This window comes from Streptomyces sp. NPDC050164, assembly GCF_044459945.1.
GTDB classification, from domain to species: Bacteria; Actinomycetota; Actinomycetes; order Streptomycetales; family Streptomycetaceae; genus Streptomyces; species Streptomyces coeruleorubidus_A.
In genome coordinates this window covers 538389-561299 of sequence record NZ_JBITJK010000001.1, presented here as the reverse complement: position 1 = coordinate 561299, position 22911 = coordinate 538389, and the positions used below count along the sequence as shown (strand labels likewise).

The 22911-nt window shown below is 72.1% G+C and carries 19 protein-coding genes and 1 pseudogene; 4 read left to right on the top strand and 16 right to left on the bottom strand.

Annotated elements, in window-relative coordinates; translation table 11 throughout:
* Positions 1–63 precede the first annotated feature (63 nt).
* From ACIBNA_RS02645 to ACIBNA_RS02610, 8 genes are all read right to left on the bottom strand, one after another.
* Positions 64–2700, bottom strand: coding sequence for a SpoIIE family protein phosphatase (locus tag ACIBNA_RS02645; RefSeq protein WP_399163447.1), 2637 nt, complete (start codon positions 2698–2700; stop codon positions 64–66).
* Positions 2701–2952: 252 nt separating this feature from the next.
* Positions 2953–3384 (bottom strand): ATP-binding protein, encoded by a 432-nt coding sequence (locus ACIBNA_RS02640; protein WP_399163446.1) that lies wholly within the window; start codon positions 3382–3384, stop codon positions 2953–2955.
* Between the two features lie 136 nt (positions 3385–3520).
* Positions 3521–3958 (bottom strand): (deoxy)nucleoside triphosphate pyrophosphohydrolase, encoded by a 438-nt coding sequence (locus ACIBNA_RS02635; protein ID WP_399163445.1) that lies wholly within the window; start codon positions 3956–3958, stop codon positions 3521–3523.
* A gap of 58 nt (positions 3959–4016) precedes the next feature.
* On the bottom strand, positions 4017–4211 hold the full coding sequence (locus ACIBNA_RS02630) for an SPOR domain-containing protein (RefSeq protein ID WP_059417982.1): 195 nt from the start codon (positions 4209–4211) through the stop codon (positions 4017–4019).
* Positions 4212–4552: 341 nt separating this feature from the next.
* A complete protein-coding gene (locus ACIBNA_RS02625) occupies positions 4553–5305 on the bottom strand; it encodes a GntR family transcriptional regulator (protein ID WP_399163444.1) in 753 nt (250 codons plus the stop codon).
* Between the two features lie 147 nt (positions 5306–5452).
* Positions 5453–6610 (bottom strand): DUF4190 domain-containing protein, encoded by a 1158-nt coding sequence (locus ACIBNA_RS02620; protein WP_399163443.1) that lies wholly within the window; start codon positions 6608–6610, stop codon positions 5453–5455.
* A 196-nt stretch (positions 6611–6806) separates the two neighbouring features.
* A complete protein-coding gene (locus ACIBNA_RS02615; protein ID WP_399163442.1) occupies positions 6807–7127 on the bottom strand; it encodes a transposase in 321 nt (106 codons plus the stop codon).
* A gap of 127 nt (positions 7128–7254) precedes the next feature.
* Positions 7255–7743, bottom strand: a complete 489-nt coding sequence (locus ACIBNA_RS02610; protein WP_399163441.1) for a MarR family winged helix-turn-helix transcriptional regulator — start codon at positions 7741–7743, stop codon at positions 7255–7257.
* 75 nt (positions 7744–7818) lie between these two features.
* On the opposite strand from ACIBNA_RS02610, the gene ACIBNA_RS02605 reads away from it, so the two are divergent.
* On the top strand, positions 7819–9087 hold the full coding sequence (locus ACIBNA_RS02605) for a multidrug effflux MFS transporter (protein ID WP_399163440.1): 1269 nt from the start codon (positions 7819–7821) through the stop codon (positions 9085–9087).
* Between the two features lie 457 nt (positions 9088–9544).
* Positions 9545–10588 (top strand): tyrosinase family protein, encoded by a 1044-nt coding sequence (locus ACIBNA_RS02600; protein WP_399163439.1) that lies wholly within the window; start codon positions 9545–9547, stop codon positions 10586–10588.
* On the opposite strand, the gene ACIBNA_RS02595 is transcribed toward ACIBNA_RS02600, so the two are convergent.
* The 3 genes from ACIBNA_RS02595 to ACIBNA_RS02585 all read right to left on the bottom strand — a co-directional run bounded on the left by ACIBNA_RS02595 (position 10560) and on the right by ACIBNA_RS02585 (position 13003).
* The gene (locus ACIBNA_RS02595; protein ID WP_399163438.1) at positions 10560–10910 is read right to left on the bottom strand and encodes a hypothetical protein; all 351 of its coding nucleotides are present in this window, start codon (positions 10908–10910) and stop codon (positions 10560–10562) included. The two genes, ACIBNA_RS02600 and ACIBNA_RS02595, sit on opposite strands and share 29 nt — an antisense overlap.
* A 201-nt stretch (positions 10911–11111) precedes the next feature.
* On the bottom strand, positions 11112–12692 hold the full coding sequence (locus tag ACIBNA_RS02590; protein ID WP_399163437.1) for a S8 family serine peptidase: 1581 nt from the start codon (positions 12690–12692) through the stop codon (positions 11112–11114).
* Between the two features lie 170 nt (positions 12693–12862).
* Complete coding sequence (locus ACIBNA_RS02585) at positions 12863–13003, bottom strand: hypothetical protein (protein ID WP_399163436.1); 141 nt, start codon at positions 13001–13003, stop codon at positions 12863–12865.
* A 171-nt stretch (positions 13004–13174) separates the two neighbouring features.
* Between ACIBNA_RS02585 and ACIBNA_RS02580 the strand changes: the two genes are divergently transcribed.
* Both ACIBNA_RS02580 and ACIBNA_RS02575 read left to right on the top strand, forming a co-directional pair.
* Complete coding sequence (locus tag ACIBNA_RS02580) at positions 13175–16879, top strand: tetratricopeptide repeat protein (protein WP_399163435.1); 3705 nt, start codon at positions 13175–13177, stop codon at positions 16877–16879.
* A 66-nt stretch (positions 16880–16945) separates the two neighbouring features.
* Positions 16946–17701: pseudogene (locus ACIBNA_RS02575) on the top strand (LysR family substrate-binding domain-containing protein); the annotation flags it as partial.
* A 352-nt stretch (positions 17702–18053) separates the two neighbouring features.
* Here ACIBNA_RS02575 and ACIBNA_RS02570 read toward each other — a convergent pair.
* The 5 genes from ACIBNA_RS02570 to argC all read right to left on the bottom strand — a co-directional run bounded on the left by ACIBNA_RS02570 (position 18054) and on the right by argC (position 22830).
* Positions 18054–19382: a sulfate adenylyltransferase subunit 1 gene (locus tag ACIBNA_RS02570; protein WP_399163434.1), complete on the bottom strand. Its 1329-nt coding sequence runs from the start codon at positions 19380–19382 to the stop codon at positions 18054–18056.
* A 2-nt stretch (positions 19383–19384) separates the two neighbouring features.
* Positions 19385–20257 (bottom strand): sulfate adenylyltransferase subunit CysD, encoded by an 873-nt coding sequence (cysD, locus tag ACIBNA_RS02565; protein WP_399163500.1) that lies wholly within the window; start codon positions 20255–20257, stop codon positions 19385–19387.
* A gap of 86 nt (positions 20258–20343) precedes the next feature.
* Positions 20344–20907 (bottom strand): adenylyl-sulfate kinase, encoded by a 564-nt coding sequence (gene cysC, locus ACIBNA_RS02560; RefSeq protein WP_399163433.1) that lies wholly within the window; start codon positions 20905–20907, stop codon positions 20344–20346.
* Positions 20904–21776 carry a [LysW]-aminoadipate kinase gene (locus tag ACIBNA_RS02555; RefSeq protein WP_399163432.1) on the bottom strand — a complete coding sequence of 291 codons (873 nt, stop codon included), beginning with the start codon at positions 21774–21776 and terminating at the stop codon, positions 20904–20906. The genes cysC and ACIBNA_RS02555 overlap by 4 nt, the downstream gene beginning before the upstream one ends.
* Positions 21777–21798: 22 nt before the next feature.
* Positions 21799–22830: an N-acetyl-gamma-glutamyl-phosphate reductase gene (gene argC, locus ACIBNA_RS02550; protein ID WP_399163431.1), complete on the bottom strand. Its 1032-nt coding sequence runs from the start codon at positions 22828–22830 to the stop codon at positions 21799–21801.
* Between the last annotated feature and the right edge of the window lie 81 nt (positions 22831–22911).

The following is a 22911-nucleotide window of genomic DNA, read 5'->3' as shown; positions in this document are numbered from 1 at the left end:
CTCCCCCCGGTGATGCAGATGATGTTGCCGGGGAGGACGATCCGTACCGGTGTTCGGTTCCGATCAGAACAGGCTCAGCAGCGCCTCCGCCGGGTCGGTCAGGCCCGTCTCGCCGCCGGGGAGGGGCAGTTCGAACCAGACCGTCTTGCCGCGGGGCGTGCGTCGGGAGCCCCACGCCGCGCTGAGGAGGCCGACCAGCTGCAGGCCGCGGCCGCCCTCGTCGGTGTCGCGGGCGCGGCGGCGGCGGGGCTGGACCAGGCCGGAGTCCCAGACCTCGCAGACCAGCGTGCGGTCCAGCAGCAGACGGAGCCGGATCTCGCCCTCGCCGTAGCGCAGGGCGTTGGTGACGAGTTCGCTGACCAGGAGCTCCGTGGTGTCGACCAGGGCTTCCATGTCCCAGCTGAGCAGCTGGGCACGCGCGTACTCGCGGGCCCGGCCCACGCTGCGCGGCTCGCGCGGCAGGGTCCAGTCACCGACGGACTCGGTGGGCAGGCCCTGTACACGTGCCATCAGCAGCGCGATGTCGTCCTCGCCGTGATGGGAGTCGAGGGTGTTGAGGACGTGGTCGCAGACGTCCTCCAGCGGCTGGGCGGGGTCGGACAGGGCGCTGACGAAGGCCTGGAGCCCCTCGTCCAGGGGGTGGTCGCGGCTTTCGACCAGTCCATCCGTGTAGAGCGCGAGCAGGGCGCCTTCGGGCAGTTCGACCTCGACCTCCTCGAAGGGCTCGCCGCCGACGCCGAGCGGCATGCCCGGCGGCACGTCGAGCATCAGGGCAGGCTCGCCCGGTTCGACCAGGACGGGCGGCAGATGGCCCGCGTTGGCGAAGGTGCAGCGCCGGGTGACGGAGTCGTAGACGGCGTAGACGCAGGTGGCGAGGTACACCTCGGAGAGGTCGGCCTCGCGGGGGCGGCGGGCCGCCCTGGTCGCCTGCTGGACGCCGCCGGGGGCGCCGAGACCGCGGGCGATCTCGTCCAACTGGGAGAGCACCTCGGCCGGTTCGATGTCGAGCTGCGCCAGGGTCCGGACGGCCGTGCGGAGTTCGCCCATGGCGACGGCGGCGCGCAGGCCGCGGCCCATGACGTCGCCGACGACCAGCGCGGTGCGGTGCCCGGGGAGTTCTATGACGTCGAACCAGTCGCCGCCGACCTCGCTGGGCCGCCCGGTGTTGGCGTTGCCGGGCAGGTAGCGGCAGGCGATGTCGAGGCCGGAAGCCTCCGGGTCACCGGGCGGGAGCAGGGACCGTTGCAGTATCAACGCGCGTTCGTGCTCGCGGCGGTAGAGCCGGGCGTTGTCGATGCAGACGGCGGCGCGCGCGGCGAGTTCGACGGCCAGGTCCCGGTCGCGGTCGCCGAACGGCTCGCTGCCCTTCGTCCGGGCGAACTGCACGAGCCCGACGACGGTGTCGTGGGCGACCATCGGCACGGCGAGCGTGGACTGCACGAGTCCGCCGTCCTCGCCGGGGACGGTCTGCGGGCGGGCCGTGCGCAGAGCGTCCGCGCAGGGCGAGTTGAACGGGTAGTGGTGGACCGCGCCGACCGCGACGGGCACGCCGGTGCCGGTGAAGGGCGCGTCGGAGACGGCGCTGGCGAAGGCCACCCGGCGCAGCTCGGCGCTGCCGTCGGCGAGCCCGGGCGGGGTCTCGTCGCCGACCAGCAGGCCTTGGTAGAGGTCGACGGTGGCCAGGTCGCAGAAACCGGGCACGACGACGTCGAGGAGCTGCCGGGCCGTGGTCTCCAGGTCGAGGGAGTTGCCGATGCGCGCGCCGGCCTCGTTCAGCAGGGCGAGGTTGCGCCGGGCGGCGGCGGCCTCGCGGGCGGCGGCGCGGCGCGAGGTGATGTCCGTGCCGAGCCAGGCGATGCCGATGGGCCGGCCCGAACCGCTGTGCACGCGATAGAGGTTGACGGACCAGTGGCGGCGCTCGTCGGAGCCCGGCACGAAGCCCGTGACATGCATGTCCGTGATGGAGTTGCCGGTCTCCAGGACGCGGCGCAGCGTGGCTGCGACCCGCTCGGCCTCGCCGCGCTGGAGGTAGTCGTGGACGCCCTTGCCACGGTGGTCGTCGGGCGTACCGCCGAAGACGGACGCGAACCGCTGGTTGGCGCGGCGGACCCGCAGGTCGGAGTCGATCAGCAGGAAACCGAAAGGGGATTGACTGAAAATCGCCTGCGAGGCGGCGAGGTCGGTCTCGATGCTGCGCAGCGTGCGCACGTCGACGACGATGCAGACGGCGGCCTTCTCGCCCTCCTCGGTGTGCGTCGGCATGACGTACACCTCGGCGAGCCCCTCGCGCCCGCACTCCCCCTCGGCGTCCTTCGGCATCCGGAACGGCACCACGCCGGTCCACTCGCGGCCGTCGAGGATCTCGGCCATCTTGCGCATGCCCCGCTCGCGCAGGCGCGGGTCGATGAACGTCTCGATGGGGTCCATGCCGACGGCGCGTTCGGCCGGGATGCCGAAGAGGTGCTCGGCGCGCAGGCTCCACTGGTCGACGAGCCCGTCGGGGCCGATGGAGAAGGAGGCGACCTTGATGTAGTCGTAGATGGATCCCGGGGGACTGCTCTGCCACATGGCGCCCCCGGGCTGCACCCCGTCGGCCGCGAGCGCACCTCCCACCGCGGAAGCCAGGCCGTCCGCGGCCATCGCCCTCGCGCCCTCCGACGGGTCCTCGGACTCCGTGGCCTTCGCTGGTATCTCGCTCACGCGAACCGTCCCCTCCAGCTCACCGCGTCCGGCACCGGTCACCGGGGGCGGCTGCCCGCAGTATCCAGCACTACGGTGCCGCACAACACGGTGTTCACGATCACAGCACGGTCCCGATGGTTTTTGGACCGTACCGTGAGAACACTCCCAGTCTTCTAACCAGGGGACACGTCGTCGAATCCCGTCCGTCGACAACTGCCACTGGCCTGAACCATTCGCTCGACGGCGGCAGGGCGGACGTACACCGATTTTTCACTCCGGAACCGCGAGTTCGAACCACACGGTCTTGCCCACGCCGCCGGGCCGGGTGCCCCAGCGGCGGCAGGAGGAGGCGACCAGTTGGAGCCCGCGGCCGCTCTCGTCCTCGGGTCTGGCGGCGCGCTCGCGGGGCGGGTCCGGGAGCGAGTCGGAGACCTCCACCAGGAGGACGCCGTTCAGTTCGGAGGGGCGGACCAGGCGGACGCCGATGGGGCCCGTGGCGTGCCGCAGGGCGTTGGTGACCAACTCGCTGACCAACAACGCCGTGAGGTCGGCGAGGCTGTCGAGGCTCCAGCCGCGGAGTTGGCCGCGGACGGCCTGGCGGGCGGTGCGCACGGCACCCGGCTCGGCGGGAAAGGTCCACTCGGCGCGGTCACCTTCGGTGTCGATCACGCCGATCACTTCCCCGACAGCGGGCTCACCCATGTCCCGTTTCATAGGGTTAATGGGCACATACCCGATATCTGCGGCGGAGTATCGCGCGGGGCAGCGCACTGTGGCACGAAAGGCGTACGGGACGCCCGTACGACCGCCTTCGGGCCTCACACGCCCCCGGTTGGCCTCAGGCGCCGGGCACTTCTCCCGTACCGGGGCCACCGAGAAGTCCCGGGTGCCCGAGAGTCCGCTGCACTGCAGGCACGTCCTGGTCGAGCCAGTCCACGTCCCAGATCTCGCCGGGGCCGAGCCAGCGCAGTTCGTCGTGGTCCTGAAGGGGCTTGGGGGCGGCGGAGCCGGGCCGCAGGCGCGCGGTCCACACATGCAGCACGTACGGCGACTTCAGCGGCCACTCCCCCGGGACGCGCCCGCCGGCCTCGGCGTCGACGCCGAGTTCCTCGCGCAGCTCCCGCACGAGCGCCGCGTCGGCCGTCTCCCCCGGCTCGACCTTGCCGCCGGGCAGCTCCCAGCGCCCGGCCAACTCGGGGGGCGCGCTGCGCCGGGCGGCCAGCAGCCGCCCGGCGTCGACCAGCGCGGCACCCACGACGACGATCCGCTCACTCATGCGGGGAGCCTACGGGAGCGCGGCCGGACACCGGCTCGGAGCGCGGGCACGCCCGAGGTCAGTCGTGCGCCCCGCCCTGCCCGTTCTGACCGAGCCGCTCGACCCAGTACAGCTGCTTGTGGCCGCGGCCGTCGAGGCTGTCCGCGATCTTCTGGGCCTCGGCCCGGGTCGCGTACCGGCCCACCCGGTAGCGGTTGCCGTTGTCGTCCTCTCGTATCACGAGCCAGGGAAGAGTGATCGTGCTGTCGTTCATGGCGCCCCTCCACTTCCCACCCGCGACCTGTGCCGTGCCCCACCCGATAAGGAAACCGCAATGCGCATATGCCCGAGCCTACGCCTAACCTTCACGCAGCGAATACGGCTTTTCACAAAGAGGTACGCAACCAGCCAGAACACAGGGGGCGCACGACAACGAACGCGCCGTCCGGTCGCCTCGACGCACCCAGTCGGATGCATAGCGCAGACGCCGTCGCCGACCTGCGACAACGACGGCCGGGTACGGGACACGAACCACCTCGGCCGGGGACGGCTCCCGCGGTGATCGGGTGAGCGGGGCGCGCGGGGAGCGCGTCTCGGGACGGAAGTGAGCGTTCGCTACTTGACCGGAAGGTGGTAGGCGACCCGGTACCGATCGGCCGGGATGACCACGTCGGCCGTCTCGACCGGGCGGCCGGAGGCGTAGAACGTGCGCTGGATGACCAGGACCACATGCCCGGGGACGCCCCCGAGGACGAGCAGTTCCTCCGCGAGTCCGGGGCGGGCGCCCACCTCCTCGGTGACGTTGTCCACGATCACGTCGATCGCGCGCATGCGCTCGACGACGCCCATGCCGCCGAGCGGACCCTCCTCCGGCAGCATCACCGGCGTACGGCCCGTGACGGCGAGCGGCTCCCAGGAGGTGGAGAGCATCATCGCCTCGCCACTCTCGCGGAAGAGGTACCTCGTGCACATCACGCGCTCGCCCGGCTCGATGGCCAGCCGCTCGGCGACCGCGACACTGGCCTCGGTCTGCTCGCTGCTGGACTCCCAGGTGCCGCACCCCTCGCCGTCGGCCTGCTCCTGGCGGAACGGCGTGGCCCCGCCGGTCGGGCGGTATCCGGAGCGGGCGACGCGCCGGGGCACGGGCCGCTCGCGCACATACGTCCCCGAGCCGGATCGGCCCTCGACCAGGCCCTCCGCCATGAGCACCTTGCGGGCCTCCAGTGCGACGGTGTCCGAGACGCCGTACTCCTGGCGGATTCTGGCCTGGGAGGGGAGGCGGGTGTGCGGAGGGAGCTGACCGTCGACGATCTTCTTGCGGAGATCACCCGCGACGCGCAGGTACGCCGGTTGCTCACCGAATGTCACTGGCCGCTCCCATCAGGTTGTACAGACAGCAACAGCGTGGCAACCGTAGGTTGTGCCATGCAAGCAAAGGCCAGAGAATCACTCGATGTGATGACATGGTGACCCCAAGGGCTTTACGCAGGCACTTTCTCCCCGCTATGGCCGCCGTCACACCTCGGCTTCGGAGTCCCCGCCCTCGGTCTCGCCCGGGGTGGGCTGTGTCGTCGCGAGCCCGAGGGCCTTGCGCGCGGTGACGGTCGCCGGGCCGTCGACGTACCCGTACGCCTTGTCGTAGTGCGTGTAGTACGTGTCCGGGTCGCCGGCCGCGCTCGCCTTCGACCACTGCTCGCGGGCGTCCTCCATGTCCTTCACCAGGTCGGCGACGGGCTGCCGGGCGGCGGACGGCCAGGAGCGCCCGCGCAGTGCCTCGATCTGCTCGCCGAGCACGTCGTGCACCTGCGTGGCCCAGGCCCGGTGGCCGGCGAGGTCGTCCTCGGGGGTGTCCTCGGGCTCCTCGTACAGCGCCGCGTCGACGGCGTTGGCCGCGGACAGGAAGACGACCTGGTCGGTGTCGAGCGTGGTGGGGTCGCCGCGCAGGGAGCCGGTCAGCTTGGCCTTCGCTTCGGTGTTGCCGAAGACGCAGGTGATCGTGCGGTCGCCGTATCGCCAGCTGTCCCGCGACGGCATGAGGTAGTACACGTCGACGTCGGCCGGCATCGCCCAGGAGTCCATGGCGTACTGGTCCTGGAGCTCGTAGCACCGCTCGTCGGCGATGTCGGTGATCTCGGCATCGCCCGGGAAGGCGCCGCCCGGCAGTGTCACGATCGCGAACACCTCGCCGTCGTGCCGGCCTTCACAGGAGACCGGGTCGACGTCGTAGGTGTCACCCTCCAGACCGCCGGGCGCGTCGAAGCAGTCGCCTTTGCGCAGTGACAGGCTCTCGTTGCCCTGCACGCCGTCCTTGAACCCCTCCCAGGCGTCGGACAGGACACCCGTGGACAGCGTCACCGCCCACAGCACGATCCCGACGGACGACAGCACGGCACCGGCGATCGCCAGCCCCCGGCCGCTCTGGCCGTTGCGCCTGATCTGCCGCAACGCGATCAGCCCCAGCACGAGCCCCGCGGCGGGCAGGAAGCAGAGCACGCCGAGCGCGAGCGCGGCGACGGCGAGCGCGTTGACGGAGACCGGCGCGCCGTACGGGCGGCCGGCGGGGCCGTGGTGGCCCCAGGGGCCGTAACCCTGGGCTCCCTGGGGCCAGTTCGCAGGCGGCGGGCCGTACGGGTCCTGGGGCTGCTGGTTCCCGGGGGGCGGGGGTATCGACACGGGTACGGTGCTCCTGGCTGAGGCGGTGGGAGAGCGGCCGTGCGAAACCGACGACGTACGGCTGGGCGCATCTTGACGTGCTCCCCGGCCTGGAGTCCAGGGATTCCGGCCTGGGTCGGCTGACCCTTTCGGGGGCTTCCTGCTTCAACGCGCTGTGCGGGCACGTGTGCCCGTCTTACCGGGGCTCCACAGGCGTTCAGCGTCTCCCCCGTCCGGCGACGACACGACGTCCTTCGAAGAGGACGTTGCGGGCTGCGTTGTGGTCGCGGTCGTGCACGGTGCCGCATCCGCCGCACGTCGCCTTGCGGGACAGCTCCCGCCCAAGGCGCTTGAGTTCCGTCTCCGCACGGCGCAGGAAACGCGGGCTGTCGATCTTCCGCCCGTCGGACAGAACGGCGAAGGCGGACAGGCCGAGGTCGATCCCGGACTCTGCCTCCACCTCGAGGAGGGTGTCCGGCTCGGTGTCCACGACGAAGCCGAGGAAGTACCAGGCAGTCGTTCCACACCACCCGGGCACACCCGAACGCCCTGGCCAGCGCGCGGCACTGGGTGGCATCCAGGTAGGCCAGGTAGGCGAGTCAGCCCTCGCGCCGGCGCGGAGCCCCCAAGAAGTCGGACCGGATCGGGAGCGTTGCCCTCGGCTGTCAGTTGCGGGGGGCGGTGCGCTGAGACCTGAGGGCGGAGGCCAGTGCGCGCAGCGCCGGGACGGCGGCGTTCAGCGCGGTGCGTTGGTCCTGGGAGAGTGTCGCCAGCGAGTCCGCGAAGATCTCGGCCCACGCCTGCTCGATCATGGCCATGCCTTGCATGGCCCCCATGGTCGGGAAGAGCTGAACGGCACGGCGGTCGTGCGGGTCCGGCTCCCGCCGGACCAGCCCCTGTGCCACCAGACCGCGCACGGTGGCGCTCACGTTACTCGCATGCAGCCCCAACTCCTGGGCCAGCGCGCCCACGCCGATGCCCGGTGAATCCAGCACCTGCCGGAGCACTTCGAGGTCGGACGGGGGCAGCGGGGGCAATCCGGCCTCGTTGACGCCGCCCAGCCGGAGCACGCGCCCGAGCGCGTAGAGAGCCGGAGTCAGATTCCTCGCCTCACGCAAGAGTGCTGCATCGCCTGCCGCGTCGGTTGCGTCCATGCACCGATGGTAGCGATGTATATAGTTATATAGCTATAGTTAAAGCGGGAGTCCGTCGGCACTTCAGGAGTAGAGATGTCCATACCGTCCACCGGCGCGGCACAGAAGCCGGCCGCGCTGCTCACGGCGACGCTGGCGCTGCTGTCGTTCGTGTTGCCGCTCGCCACGGACATGTACCTCCCGGCCTTCCCGGCCATGGCCGACGACCTGGGCACCGACGCCTCCGGCGTCCAGCTCACCCTGACCGCCTTCCTGTTCGGCACCGCACTGGGCCAGCTGGTGCTCGGCCCCCTCTCCGACCGCTACGGGCGCCGCCTACCGATCCTGACCGGCGCCGCGGTATGCACCCTTTCGACGGCGCTGTGCGCAGTGGCTCCCGACCTCGGCGTGCTGATCCTCCTGCGCTTCGTGACGGGCTTCAGCGGTGCGGCCGGCCTCGTGGTGGGCCGCGCCGTCATCTCCGACGTCGCGACCGGTGCCATCGCGGCCAGGCTCTTCGGCGTGCTGATGGCACTCGGCGGCATCGCCCCGATCGTGGCCCCCCTCGCCGGCGGCGCCGTCGTGAGCAACGCAGGCGGCTGGCGGGGCGTTTTCTGGGTCCTGTCGGGGGCCTCGCTGCTGATGTTCCTGGCCGCGCTGTTCTTCATCCCCGAGAGCCTCCCCAAGGAGCGGCGCCGGCCTGGCGGTGCCGGATCCACCCTGCGGGCCGCCCGGTCCGTGCTCACCGACCGTGCCTACGCGGGCTACACCCTTGCCTTCTCCTTCGCCTGCGGCGCGCTGTTCTGCTACATCGCCGGATCGGCGTTCCTGCTCCAGAACGTCCTCGGCTTCACCGTGGGCCAGGCGTCCGTCGCCTTCTCGCTCGGCGCGCTGACCGCGACCCTCTCCAGCGTCGCCAACACCAAGCTGGTCGGCCGCTACCACCCGCGCCTGCTGCTGCGCATCGGGCTTGCCACCATGCTGGTCGCCACCACGGCGGCGCTGCTGGTCACCCTCGCCGGCCAGCTCAACCGTGTCCTTGCCCTCGGACTCATCGGGATCGCCTTCCTCGGCATCGGCCAGGTCTTCGGCACCGCCACGGCGCTCGCCATCGAGCGGGTCCCGCACGCGGCCGGAACCGGCTCGGCCGTACTCGGGACCCTGCAGAGCATCCTGGGCGGCGCTGCCGCACCGCTCGTCGGCCTGGGCGGCGAGGACACCGCCGTGCCCCTCTTCGCCGGCATGGCCGGCTGCTCCCTGATCGCCGTGCTCGCACTGGTGCTCACCCGGGGTGGCGCGCACCCGCCGCAGTTGCCCGGCAGCCCCTGTGACGACAGGGACACACCGGCGAGTGCCGCGATCTGACCGTCCACGCACGCCGTCCCCGATGAGGGGCGCCAGTACTGCACACGGTGGCGCGGCCACCACGACAATCACCAGGACGACCGGACGCTGCACCAGTGGCAGGACGCCGGCCCGGGTCTAACCCAGAGGGCAGGCCGTCGCTGGCATCACTGCGCCCAGCGACCCCACGGCGGGGTCAGGCAGCCACCCGTGGAAGGCGCGCCCGGGACCTGAGCCACACGTCGAGGCAGCGTCGGGGTGACCTCTGTGACGCGTCGAGTAGCAGGTCCCGCGCATCTCGTGGTTGCCGGTGGGCTTCCTGTTCCGACCCAGCCGAGTCCGGCCCGACCGCCGAACGGGCGACGGCCGTCCTTTCAGCCCGCACCGGTCGCTGTCCGCCGACGTACCGCGCAGAGTGGGAAAGGGTGCGGCCCGACCGAAGGAGTACGGGCTGCCGAGAGCGAGGAGTCAGCAGCGCATGACCACCCAGGATGTAATGGCGGATCACTTCCCCACCACCGAAGAGGCCCAGATCGCCGCCTCGAGCTGGGCGCCTGCCCAGATCATCGACAGCGAGGAGGTCGGTCTGCGCCTGAGCCGGATGATGGCGGCGGAACTGCCCGCTGTACCGGCCGGGGTCTTCTCCACGCCCGCCCCGCCCGGCTCGGTCGTGCCTTCCGGGCCGGCGGGTGTCGGAGAAGCCGCGCCGGCCATGGCCGCAGGCACGCCGTCCATGCCGGCGACGATGCCGGTGGAGCAGGTCCGCTCCCTGGTCACCCGGCTCGTGCGGGCATCGCAGCGGGTCCGCAAGGACCACCGGCAGTTGACCAACGCCGAGCGGGACCTGTTCAACGACGCCCTGCGACAGGCCCATGGCACTCGGGAGTACAAGGAACTCGTGGACGCCCACAAGGACATGAGCCATCGCCACCACGGAACGATGCCCGGGATGCCGCCGGAGTCCACACAGCGCTTCCTGCCCTGGCACCGCGCCTACGGCCTCAAGTTCGAGGATCTGCTGCGCACCGTCCACCCCGCCGTCACGGTTCCCTACTGGGACTACGCCAATGACCACGACCGTCCCGACTGGGTGTGGCAACCCTCCGGTGTGACCCGTCCGACGCCTGGTATCAGGCCGAACGGAAATCCGACGGCGGCCCTTCCGACCCAGGCGACCATCGACGGTCTCCTGCAGCGCCCCACCTTCACGGCTTTCACGTACGGACGGGTGACGGGCGGCAGCATCAGGGTCGATGGCCTGGAAATGACCGCCCACAACAACGTGCACGACTGGTGCCAGGGGACCCTCAGCAATCCGATGATGTCGCCGGAGGACCCGATCTTCTTCATGCTGCACACCAACGTGGACCGAATCTGGGACCAGTGGCAGCTGACACACACCGGCGGCCCCAACATCACCGGCGCCGACGCCGGACTGGACCCCTGGTGGACGCAGGCAGCCGGCGGGCTGACGGCCGACGGCGTCAAGGACATCACGGTCCTGGGCTACTCCTACCAGTAGCTGCGGACGGGGGCATAAGTTCGCGCTCAGCGCCCCGCCGGTCCGAGCAGGCCGGCCGCTGCACCAGGCCCCGCCGGATCAGCCACCCGTACGGGCCGGATACCAGGGCCTCGCCGCCGGTCTCCTCCAGCCGGTCGGTGAACCGGTCGGCCGGCGACCGCGGCGCGGCCTCCGGCTGCGTCAGCAGGCCCGCCAGGCAGGTCATTTCCGTCTTCGCCGCCGCCGCGATCCGGTCCTGCTGCCAGCCGCTCAGCAGCTCCCACAGCCAGGCGACCGGCCCCCAGAGCCACCCGCAGACGAAGACCAGCCGGAGGGCCCACACCCTCAACCACCGGTGGCGCCGACCCGGCAACGGCGCGGTCTGCCGTTTCGGGCTTGTGCGGCCGCGGGGACCACGATGAGCGTGATCCACAAGCGCCTCGTCCTCACGGCGGGCCGGGTCACCGACCCGGAGTCCTTTCCGGAGGACGAGGACGCCTACGTACCGGACACGTCAGGAGACTGACGGCCGGTCATGGACGGGTCAGAACTGGAGCGCCCAGGCGTCGATCCGACCGGTGTCGAGGCGGGCGTTGTCGCTCACGCGCAGCTTCCACGTGCCGCCCGCGGCCTCGGCGGAGGCGTTCACGGAGTACGTGGTGTCGATGTTGTCCGCACTGCCGCCGGTGCCGTACGACTTCAGCGTGTACGCCGTGCCGTCGGGGGCGATCAGCTGGACCTGGAGGTCGCCGATGTAGGTGTGGACGATGTGGACCTCGACGGCGAGGGCCGAGGGCGCGTTGCCGGGGACGCCGGAGACGGTCACCGGGGACTCGACGGTGGCGTTGTCGGCGATGGGGTGGTCGGCGGTGTTCTCGAAGCGCGGGCCGGGCGGGGTGGTCGTACCGCCGCCGACGTTCAGGAGCCGGTTGGGTGAGCCGCTGCCGGGGCTGGTGACGACGCCGGTGGTGGCGGCGGCCGTCAGCGCGGCGGAGACCTGCGCGGGAGTGGCCGTGGGGTTGTCGGCCAGGTGGAGGGCGGCGGCGCCGGCGACGTGCGGACTCGCCATCGACGTACCGGAGATGGTGTTGGTCGCCGAGTCGCTCGTGCTCCACGCCGAGGTGATGGACGAGCCGGGCGCGAACAGGTCCAGGACCGAACCGTAGTTGGAGTAGCTCGCCTTCGCGTCGCTCGACGTCGTCGCGCCGACCGTGACGGCCTCGGTGACGCGGGCCGGGGACCGGGTGGAGGCGTTGGTGGACTCGTTGCCGGCCGCGACCACGAAGGTGACGCCGGAGGTGATGGCGCCCCGTACGGCCGTGTCGATGGCCGTGTCGGCGGGACCGCCGAGGGACATGTTGGCGACGGCCGGCTTGACCGCGTTCCGCGCGACCCAGTCGATGCCCGCGACGACCTGGGCGGTGGTGCCCTGGCCGGAGTTGTTCAGCACGCGGACACCGACGACCTTGGCCTTCTTGGCGACGCCGTAGGCGCCGCCGGCGACCGTGCCGGCGACGTGTGTGCCGTGGCCGTGGCCGTCCTGGGCGGTGTTGTCGTTGTCGACGGCGTCGTAGCCGTAGGAGGCGCGGCCGCCGAAGTCGCTGTGCGTGATGCGGACGCCGGTGTCGATGACGTACGCGGTGACGCCCTCACCGGCCTTGTCCGGGTAGGTGTACGAGCTGTTCAGCGGCAGGTTCTTCTGGTCGATGCGGTCCAGGCCCCAGGAGGGCGGGCTGGGCTGTGTCCCGGTGATGCGGAACGTCCTGTTCTGCACGACGGCGGCGACGGCCGGGTCGGCGGCGAGACGTTTCGCCTCGGACTCGGAGGCCTCGACCTCGTAGCCGTTCAGGGCCTTGGTGTACGTCCGCTCGATGTCGGCGCCGTACTTGTGCGCCAGGGCCCGGCCCTCGGCGGAACCGGCCTTCTGCGTCTTCAGCGTCACGATGTAGCTGTCGGCGACGGCGTTCGCCGCGCCTTCGTACTGGATGCCTCCCTCGGACGCGGCCGGGGCCGCGCCGGCGGGGAGGGCGGAGACGAGGCTCGCGACGAGCGCCGCGGTGGCCGTCGCGCCGAGCGCGGCCAGTCTTCGCCGGGTGGGTCTGTGGGGAGTACGCATCACTGCCATCTGAGGGGTCCTCCTCAATCGGTGGTGCGCTGTGGGGTGTGGTGCACGCCCGTCGGACACCCGGGAGGTCATGGTCATGTCAACCACGTCAACCACCGGGCGGCATCTGCGCGTGAGCGAAAGATTGAGGCCTCCACAGGAATTGCACAAGGGCCCTGCAGGGCGGAGTCCTACCGCTGCCACCACCACAACAGAGCGCTGACGGCGCCGGAGCCCAGTGCGGCCGCCGCACCGCGCACCGCGCTGAACATGACGGCACGGCCGAGGCGACGCCAGTCACGGGTGCGTGCGCGGGTGTGGTCGGGCTCCATCTGCTGCTCCTGCCGTCGTGCTTCGGGGGCGTACGCGCACCAGTTGACCCACGGCGGGGTGACAACTCCCAGCCAACTCGGAACAGTTCGGAATCCGACTGCGTAATCTGAAGGTCGACGCGGCCTTTCGGATTTCCGAACCGGAAATCCGACGCGTGCCGAGGAGGTGGAGTGGCGTCGCTGGTGCTCGAGGAGCTCGACCGGTTACGCAGGCGAGCCGAGGCACGTCTCGCCGACCGTGAACTGCGCCTCGTACGGAGCAGGCTGGCCGAGGAGTCCGGCGTCTCGGTCAAGACGATCAGCGACTGGTTCAACCACAAGCACGCGCCACGGAACCTCGACCACCTGCTGGCGGTGGCGCGGATCCTGGCCCGCTGGGCCGAGCTGCCTCCCCCGGTGCCACGGCAGTGGTCCGCACTGATGGCGGCCGACCGCGCGCCCGAGGCGCCATCGCAGGACAGGACGTCGTCGTCGCCGCCGCCGGTTCCCGGCTTCGGCGACCCGGGCCCCGATCCGCTGCCGGGCCCCGAGGGCCGGGTCGCTCCCGGGCGGCCCGTCGGCGAACTCGCCGACCCGTTCTCCCTGGAGGTCCACCGGGCGATCGAAGTCCCCCCGGTCGTCGGGCCGTGGGAGAAGGGCAGGAGCGAGACGCTGCCCCTCCTCCCGGCCTACGTCGAGCGCGGACACGACGCCCGGCTGCGCGAGGTGGTCCAGCAGGCCGCCTACGGCGTCAGCGGCATGGTCGTGCTGGTCGGCGGCTCCTCCTGCGGCAAGACGCGGGCCTGCTGGGAGGCCGTGCAGGAACTCCCGGCCGGCTGGCGGCTGTGGCATCCGATCGCCCCCGACCGCCCGCAGGCACTGCTGGCGAACCTGGACGCGGTGACTCCGCGGACGGTGGTGTGGCTCAACGAGATGCAGCACTACCTGCTGACGCCCACCGACTCCGTGGGCGAGCGCGCCGCTGCCGGACTGCGTGACCTGCTCGCCGAGCCGGACCGGGCCCCGGTGCTCGTCCTCGGCACGATGTGGCCCGAGTACTGGGCCACCCTCACCGGCACGCCCCAGCCCGGGGTCGCCGATGCCCACCCGCAGGCGCGGGTGCTGCTGAGCGGCACCGTCGTACCCGTGCCGGACACCTTCAACGGCCCGGCCCTCAACGCGCTCAGGGTCGCCGCCGGCGGCGACCCGAGGCTGGCCCGGGCCGTCGCCGAGGCCGAGCAGGGGCAGATCACCCAGTACCTGGCGGGCGCGCCCTCCCTGCTCGACCGATACCGGGCGGCCCCCACCGCGGCGCGGGCGCTGATCGAAACGGCGATGGACGCACGGCGCCTCGGTCACGCCCGGGCGATCCCGCACGCGCTGCTGGAGGCCGCCGCCCCGGGATACCTCACCGACGGCCAGTGGGACACGCTCGGCGAGGACTGGCTGGAGCAGTCCCTGGCCTACACGGCCGCTCCCTGCCACGGCGCCCGCGGTCCCCTCACCCGGATGCGGCCCCGGCCCGGCGACGCGTATCCGGCCCAGCCGCACTACGTCCTCGCCGACTACCTGGAACAGGAGGGCCGCACCAACCGCCGAACCGCCGGCGTGCCCCCGCAACTGTGGAACGCGCTGGTCGACCATGCCGCCGTCGGCAGCCATGTCGACATCGCGCGCTCGGCGGGGCTGCGCGGTCTCAAACGGCTCGCGGTCCGCGCCTACTCGGTGGCGGCCGCGCACGGCGACACGTTCGCGCTGCTCCAGGCCGCGAAGGTGCTGCGCGAGGCGGACCGCACCGACGAGGCGATCGACTGGTACCAGCGGGCCGCCGAGGCCGGCGACTCGTTCGCGCTGCGGCAGACGACCGCCCTGCTGCGCGAGGCGGGCCGTACCGACGAGGCGATCGGCTGGTACCGGCGGGCCGCCGAGACCGGCGACAGCGAAGCCCTCCAGCAGACACTCGCCCTGCTGCGCGAGGCGGGCCGCACCGAGGACGCGATCGGCTGGCTGCGCCGCCGCGCCGAGGCCGGTGACGTCAACGCCATGCGCAGGCTCGCCTTCGAGCTGCAGACCGAGGGGCACGCCCAGGACGCGCTGCCGTGGTACCGGCGGGCCGCCGAGGCCGGTGACATCGACGCCATGCGCCGCGCGGCCGGTCTCCTGCGGGACACGGGAGCCCCGGACGAGGCGCTGACCTGGTACCGGCGGGCCGCCGAGACGGGCGACACCTACGCGTTGCAGCAAACGGTCGGCCTGCTGCGGGAGGCGGGGCGCACCGAGGAGGCCGTCCGCTGGCTGAGCGCCCGTGCCAAGACCGACGACGCCTTCGCCTTCCAGCAGATGGTCGATCTGCTGTGGACGGCGGGCCGCAGGGACGACGCTCTCGACGCCCTGCGCGCCCGGGCCCGGGCCGGGCACATCTCCGCACTGCTGCGGGCCGTGTCGCTGCTGCGGGAAGCCGGACGTGCCGACGAGGCGGTGGAGTGGCTGACGGCACAGGTCGAGACGGGGGACGCCGGCCTGCGCCGTCCCTTGGTGGACCTGTTGCTTGAGTCGGGGCGCGGCGAGGAGGCCATAACGTGGCTGCGCGGCTGGGCCGGGACCGGTGACACCAGTGCGCGGCGACGGGCCGTGGACCTGCTGCTGGAGGCGGACCGCACGGAGGAGGCCGTCGCATGGCTGCGCGAACGGGCCGAGGCCGGCGACGTGGACGCCCTGTGGCAGGCCGCCTCCCTGCTCCAGCAGGAAGGCCGCACCGACGAGGCGCTGGAGTGGTACGCCCGTGCCGCCGACGCCGGGCACACGTCCGCGCTGCTCCAGGCCGGTGACGTCCTGCGGCGAACGGGCCGTGTCGCTCAGGCACTCGAGTGGTACCAGCGGGCGGTCGACGCCGGTGAGACCGACGGCGCCCAGCAGATCGTCGACCTGCTGCTGGGGGCGGACCGCACCGAGGAGGCCGTCGCATGGCTGCGGGAGCGCGCCGAGGCCGGGGACGCGGACGCCCTGGGACAGGCGGCTTCCCTGCTCCAGCAGGAAGGCCGCACCGACGAGGCGCTGGAGTGGTACGAACGCGCCGCCGCAGCGGGTGACGTGGACGCGCTCTGGCAGGGTGCCTTCCTCTCCCAGGAGGAGGGCCGCACCGACGAGGCGCTGGCTTGGTACGGCCGCGCCGCCGAGGCGGGCGAGAGCAGTGCGCTCGGCCAGGCGGCGAGCCTGCTGCAGGGCGCGGGCCGGATCGACGACGCGCTGGAGTGGTACGAGCGCGCGGCCGAGGCCGGGGACTTTGAGGCACTGTGGCAGGCGGCCTGTCTGCTCCAGGAGGCGGGCAGGCAGGACCAGGCCGTCGCCTGGTACCGGCGCGCGGCGGAGGCGGGTGACGTGGACGCGCTGTGGCAGACGGCGTTCCTGCTGCGGGAGGCCGGCCGCACGGACGAGGCGATCGACTGGCTTGAGGCCCGGGCCGAGGCCGGTTGCGAGTTCGTCCTGTGGCTGGCCGGCGACCTGCTGAGGGAGACCGGCCGCCCCGCCGAGGCCCTGGCCCGCTACCGGCAGGCGGCGCAGACGGGCGACACCTTCGCGCTGCGCTGGGCCGCGGAACTCTCCCAGGAGGCGGGCCGGACCGACGAGGCGCTGGAGTGGTACGAGCGCGCGGCCGAGGCCGGGGACATCAACGCCCTGCGCCAGGGCGCCGAACTGCTCCAGCGGACCGGGCAGGTCGACGAGGCGCTGGCGTGGTGCCGGCGGGCCGGCGAGTCGGGGACCGTTTTCGCCCTCCACAGCGCTGTGGACCTGCTGCGGAGGGCGGGGCGGGAAGCGGCCGCGGCCCAGCTCGCGCGGTACGGGTGGGAGCCGGGCGGGGACATCGCCGAACCATGGGAGGCGCGGCCGCCGGGGTAGGTCAGCCGGGGCCGGCAGGCGGCTCGGCCCCGGCGGGACCGCGCCGTCGCGGCGTGCACGGAGTGGCTGTTGCGGCGCGACCGGCACGGCGTGGCCCTCACCGACGCCGGTACGGCACTGCTGCCGTACGCCCGGCGGGTGCTGGCGGACTGGGCGGAGGGGGCGACCGCGGTGGAGGCGGCTCGGGCGGTGCAGCGCAGCACGCTGGTCGTGGGCATGAGCACGAGCCCGGTCCGCGGCGGCCTGCTGCCCCCGATCCGCTCCCGCTTCACGGCCGCGCACCCCAAGGCCGTCATCCGGCTGCGGCAGGTCACCTGGGAGGACCCGACCGCCGGCCTCGCCGACGGCGCAGCGGACGTGGCCTTCGTCTGGCCGCCGCTGCCCGGCCAGGAGCGCTACGACTGGACGGTCATCGCCGAGGAACCGCTCCTGGTCGCCCTCCCGGACACGCACCCCCTGGCCGACCGGACCGAGGTCGACCTGGCGGACCTGCTCGACGAGCCGTTCCTCGCGCTGCCCGAGAGCACGGGCCCGCTGCGTGACTACTGGCTCGCACTGGACGCCCGCGACGGCCGCCCTCCCCGGATCGGCGCCGAGATCGCGAGCACGGAGGAGACGTACGAGGCCCTGACCGCCGGCCTCGGCGTGTGCCTCGTGGCCGCGGGCAACGTCCCCCTGCTCACCCTGGGCGGCGTGACCGCCCGCCCGGTACGCGGCCTCACGCCCAGCCGCTACGTCCTGGCCTGGCGCCGGGAGGACGCACGACGTCCGCTGGTACGGGCGTACGCGCAGGCGTGCCGGCGGGTCACGGGGCGCGAGTAGCCGACCACGTGGCCGGATCCGGTCACCGGCCGGGTAGTGCGCCGCCGCTCTCGTTCGGCGTAGCTCCTGGCGGCCGCCCTGCTGCTGCCGCTCGGCCTGTGGCTGTGCCTGCGCGACTCCCCCCGGCACACCACCGCCCCTCGCCCGCGGGCGAGTTGGCCCCGTACACGCTGACCGGTCTCGCGCCGGCGGTCGGAGTGGTCGGCGGCATCCACGGCATGGCGGCGGCTCCCTGCTCGGTCCGATCCTCGTCGGACGCGGTGCCCGTCGCCCGCGTCGCCCGGCCGCGCTCGCCGCCGCGCTCGCCACGTCGCCCCCTGTGCCCCGCCGCCGGCCGCAGTCACCGGGCCCGCTACTGCCGAAGGTGCTGGTCCCCCGTCCGCGCGTCGGCCATTCCCGCGGCGAGTGTCGCCCCGTCCTGCGGGTCGATGAGCAGGAAGGAGCCGGTTCGTCTGTTCTCCAGGTAGTCGTCGACGGCGAGCGGTTCGGCGGTGCGGATCTGTACACCGCCGATGTCGTTGGCGCCGAGACCGTCCTGGCAGGGCAGCCGGCGGGCGTCGGTGACGTCCATGCGGTAGTCGATCCGGTCCACCATCGCCGGGACCGTCCTGGTGGTGTGTTTGAGCAGCACGCGCTGTCGCGCGCGCAGCGGACGGTCGTGCAGATGGCACACCGTGGCGGTGATGTGCCGCAGCATCCGTGGAGCGGGGCCCGCGGTCAGCATGTCGCCTCGGGAGATGTCGATCTCGTCGGCGAGTCGGACGGCCACCGACTGGGGCGCCCACACGCTGTCGGTCTCCTTGCCGAGCACGCTGAGGCCGGCGACCGTACTGGTCGCCCCGGACGGTTGCACGACGACGGGGTCGCCGACCCTGAGCATGCCGGAGGCGAGTTGTCCGGCCGGCCAGCGCTCCACCACCTGCCGCTGCTGCGAGGGGTGCCGGATCACGTACTGCACCGGCAGCCGTAGCGGCTTGCCGACCGGATCCCCTCCGACCGGCACGTTCTCCAGGTGGGACAGCAGCGTGTCACCGTCGTACCAGTCCATCCTGGCCGACGGCTCGACCACGTTGTCGCCGGTCAGCGCCGACATCGGGATGGCGGTGACGTCCGTGATGCCCAACTCGCGCGCCCGCCCGGCGAACTCGTCCACGATCGCGGTGAAGGTGGACTCCTGGTAGCCGACGGTGTCCATCTTGTTGACCGCCAGCACCACGTGCGGCACCCGCAGCAGCGCCGCGATCGCGCCGTGTCTCATCGTCTGCGCGACCACGCCGTTGCGCGCGTCGACCAGGATCACCGCCAGGTCCGCGGTGGAAGCTCCGGTGACCATGTTGCGCGTGTACTGCACGTGACCAGGGGTGTCCGCGAGGATGAACCGCCGCGCGGGCGTCGCGAAGTAGCGGTAGGCCACGTCGATGGTGATGCCCTGTTCCCGTTCCGCCCGCAGGCCGTCGGTCAGCAGAGCCAGGTCGGGGCCTTCCTGCCCGCGCCTGCGGGACACCTCCTCGATGGCCGCCGCCTGGTCGGCGAGGACGGACTTGGTGTCGTACAGCAGCCGTCCGACCAAGGTGGACTTGCCGTCGTCGACCGACCCGCAGGTGGCCAGCCGCAGCAGGCCGCCCGAGAGCCGGCCGGCGGAGCCGGTCTGATCTGCCGCTTGCGCGACGCCCGTTGACATGTCTAGAAGTACCCTTCTCGCTTGCGGTCCTCCATGGCGGCCTCGGACAGCCGGTCGTCGGCCCTGCTCGCGCCGCGCTCGGTCACGCGGCTCGCTGCGATCTCCGCGATCACCTCTCCCACCGTCGAGGCGGACGAGTCGACCGCGCCGGTGCAGGACATGTCACCGACCGTGCGGTACCGGACCCGGCGCTCGCACACGGACTCGTCGTCCCGGGGCCCGCCCCAGTCGCCGGGCGCCAGCCACATGCCGTCGCGCCGGAACACCTTCCGCCAGTGCGCGAAGTAGATCTCCGGCAGTTCGATGCCTTCGTGCTCGATGTACTGCCAGACGTCCAGTTCGGTCCAGTTGGACAGGGGGAAGACGCGGAAGTGCTCACCGGGCTGGTGGTGGCCGTTGTAGAGCTGCCACAGCTCGGGCCGCTGTCTGCGCGGCTCCCAGGCACCGAACTCGTCCCGCAGGCTGAACACCCGCTCCTTGGCGCGCGCTTTTTCCTCGTCGCGCCGGCCGCCGCCGAACACCGCGCCGAAGCGGCCGTCGCGGACAGCGTCCAGCAGCGGAATGGTCTGGAGCGGATTGCGGGTGCCGTCCGGCCGCTCGCGGAGCGTTCCGTCGTCGATGTACGACTGCACGGATGCCACGTCGAGCCGGAGACCGTGCTTCTCGACGATCCGGTCGCGGTAGGCGATCACCTCGGGGAAGTTGTGACCGGTGTCCACGTGCAGCAGGGAGAACGGCAGGGGCGCCGGGGCGAACGCCTTGAGCGCCACGTGCAGCATGACGATCGAGTCCTTGCCGCCGGAGAACAGCAGCGTCGACCGGTCGAACTCCCCCGCCACCTCACGGAAGATGTGTGCCGCCTCGGCCTCCAGCATGTCGAGGTGCGTCAGCCGGGGCACCGGATCCACCCGTGGGCCGAGGGGGCCGGGGCGGCCGGTGGGCACGGCCGGCGCGGGGGCGGTCACGACAGACCCCGTGCCGTGAGCAGCACACGCACCTGCCGGACCGACTCGTCGACCGTCTGGTGCTGCGTGTGGACACGCAGATCGGGGTCGATCGGCGCCTCGTAGGGGTCGTCCGCGCCGGTGAGACCGCTGAGCTCGCCTGCCGCCTGCCTGGCGTAGAGGCTCTTGACGTCCCGGTCGGCGCAGATCTCCACCGGGGTCGCCACGTGCACCTCGAGGTAGGGGACGCCGCGCGCCGCGTGCAGGTCCCGGACCGCCGCGCGGGACAGCGCGTAGGGGGCGATGACCGGCACCAGCACCGTGACGCCGTGCTCGGCTAGCAGCCCGGCCACGTAACCGATCCGCCGCACGTTGGTGTCCCTGTCCTCCTTGGAGAATCCCAGTTCCGCGGAGAGGGCGGCACGGACCTCGTCACCGTCGAGCACCTGGACTCGGTGTCCGCCGGAGCGCAGTCGCTCGGCGAGAGCGACCGCGATGGTGGTCTTGCCGGCGCTCGGCAGCCCGGTCAGCCAGACCGTGCCGCCCTGCCACTCGGATGGCGTGCCATTGGGTTCGCTCATGTGCGGATCTCCCTTTCGCGTGAGCTGTGGGCCGGCGCCCCCGCGCATGAGATGTGCACCGCGGTGCCGGCCCCCGCGAGTGCTCGGCTGACCGGTTCTGGGGTGCGTCCGTCCGCGATGCGTACGGTGGCGACTCCGCCAGTGAGCGCTTCGCGTGCGGCGATGAGTTTGAGCGCCATGCCGCCGGTGGCGGAACGATCGGGTGGGCCGGTGGGGGATATCTGGTGGGTGCTCTGCACGCTGGTGGGGTCGTCGGGGTCGGCGAGTACACCGGGTGCGCCGGTGAGCAGGAGGAGCTGGTCGGCGCCGAGGGCGGCGGCCAGTGCTGCCGCGGCCCGGTCGGCATCGACGTTGACGGGCTGGTCGTGTTCGTCGATGGCGGGCGGTGAGACCACCGGTACGTAGCCGGCGCGCAGGAGGGTCTCGGGGAGTTCGGTGTGGACCGTGGTGATCCGGCCGCTGTGGTTGTCGCGGATCAGGACGGTGCGGCCGTCGACGACGGCGCGGACGGCGGATTTGCGGCGGGCGCGGAGCATGTGGCCGTCCATGCCGGTGAGGCCGACCGCGGGCACCTTGTGGCGGGAGAGTTCCGCCACGAGTGCGGGCTTGACCGCGCCGGCCAGGGCGAGGACGACCACTTCGAGGGTGTCCGGGTCGGTGTAGCGCGTGGACACGCTGTCCGGGGCGACGAGGGTGCGTTGGGCGACGCCGAGTCTGCCGGCGAGGCGTCCGATCTCGCCGGAGCCGCCATGGACGAGGAGGATCGAGTGTCCTTCGTGGACGAGACGGGCGACGTCGGCGCAGATGCCCGCGGCGTCCACGGCCGGATTGCCGCCGCATTTGACGACGGTCAGCGGTTTGGTGGTCACGGTCTCTCCGGTTGGCCGGGGTTCACAGGGGGTGGAGGCCGGGGAAGGTCAGGCCGAGGGTCTCGGGCCGGCCCATGCGGATGTTGAGGCACTGCACGGCGTTGCCCGCGCCGCCTTTGACGAGGTTGTCCAGGGCGGCGATGGTGGTCAGGCGTCCGGTGTCCTCGTCGAGGGCGTAGCCGACGTCGCAGTAGTTGGATCCGAGCAGGATCTTCGGGTCGGGGTAGCGGAAGATGCCGCGCTGATGGGCGACGACGCGGACGAAGGGTTCGTCGGCGTACTGCTCGCGAAAGGCCCGGCGCACGGCCTGTTTGTCGACGCCGGGGCGCAGGGTGGCGTGGCAGATGGTCTGCACCCCGCGGACCGCTTCGACGCCGGTGGCGGTCATCGCGGCCGACAGGCCCAGGTGCCGGGAGATCTCGGCCTCGTGCCGGTGACCGGTGGGCGCGAACACCCGCATGGCACCGCTGCGTTCGGCGTGCAGGTTGGCCGGGCCGGCGGTGGAGCCCGAGCCGCTGGAACCGGTCCGGGCGTCGAACTGCGCCCCCGCTTCGACGTCGATCAGGTCACGGGCCACCAGCGGGTAGAGCGCGAGTACGCCCGCCGCGGCCATGCAGCCGGGCACGCTGACCCGGTCCGCGCCGCGCAGGCTGTCGCGGTGCAGTTCGGGAAGTCCGGGCACGAAATCGTCCAGCAGGTGCGGGGCCTGGTGCTTCTCGCCGTAGTAACGCTCGAAGACCTCTGTGTCGTCGAGCCGGAAGTCCCCGGTCAGATCGATGACGAGTTTCGACCGCTGGATCCACTGGTCGATCTGTGTCATCGCGGCCCGGTGCGGCAGCGCCAGGAACACCGCGTCGCACTCCGGGACCTCCTCGGCCGTACAGAACGACAGATCGGTGGCGGACCGCAGATTCGGATGCACCCCGTCGACCCGCTTGCCCGGGAAACGGGACGAGACCGCGCCCACCACCTCGACCTCGGGATGTCCCAGCAACAGCCGCAACAACTCCCCGCCGATATAACCGGCCGCACCGACCACCGCCACCCGGATCACGACCCCGCCCCCCTCACCGAAACGCTCCGACCCACCACGACAACTCCCTCCAGTCCGAATCAACCACCCATACGAAGGGAA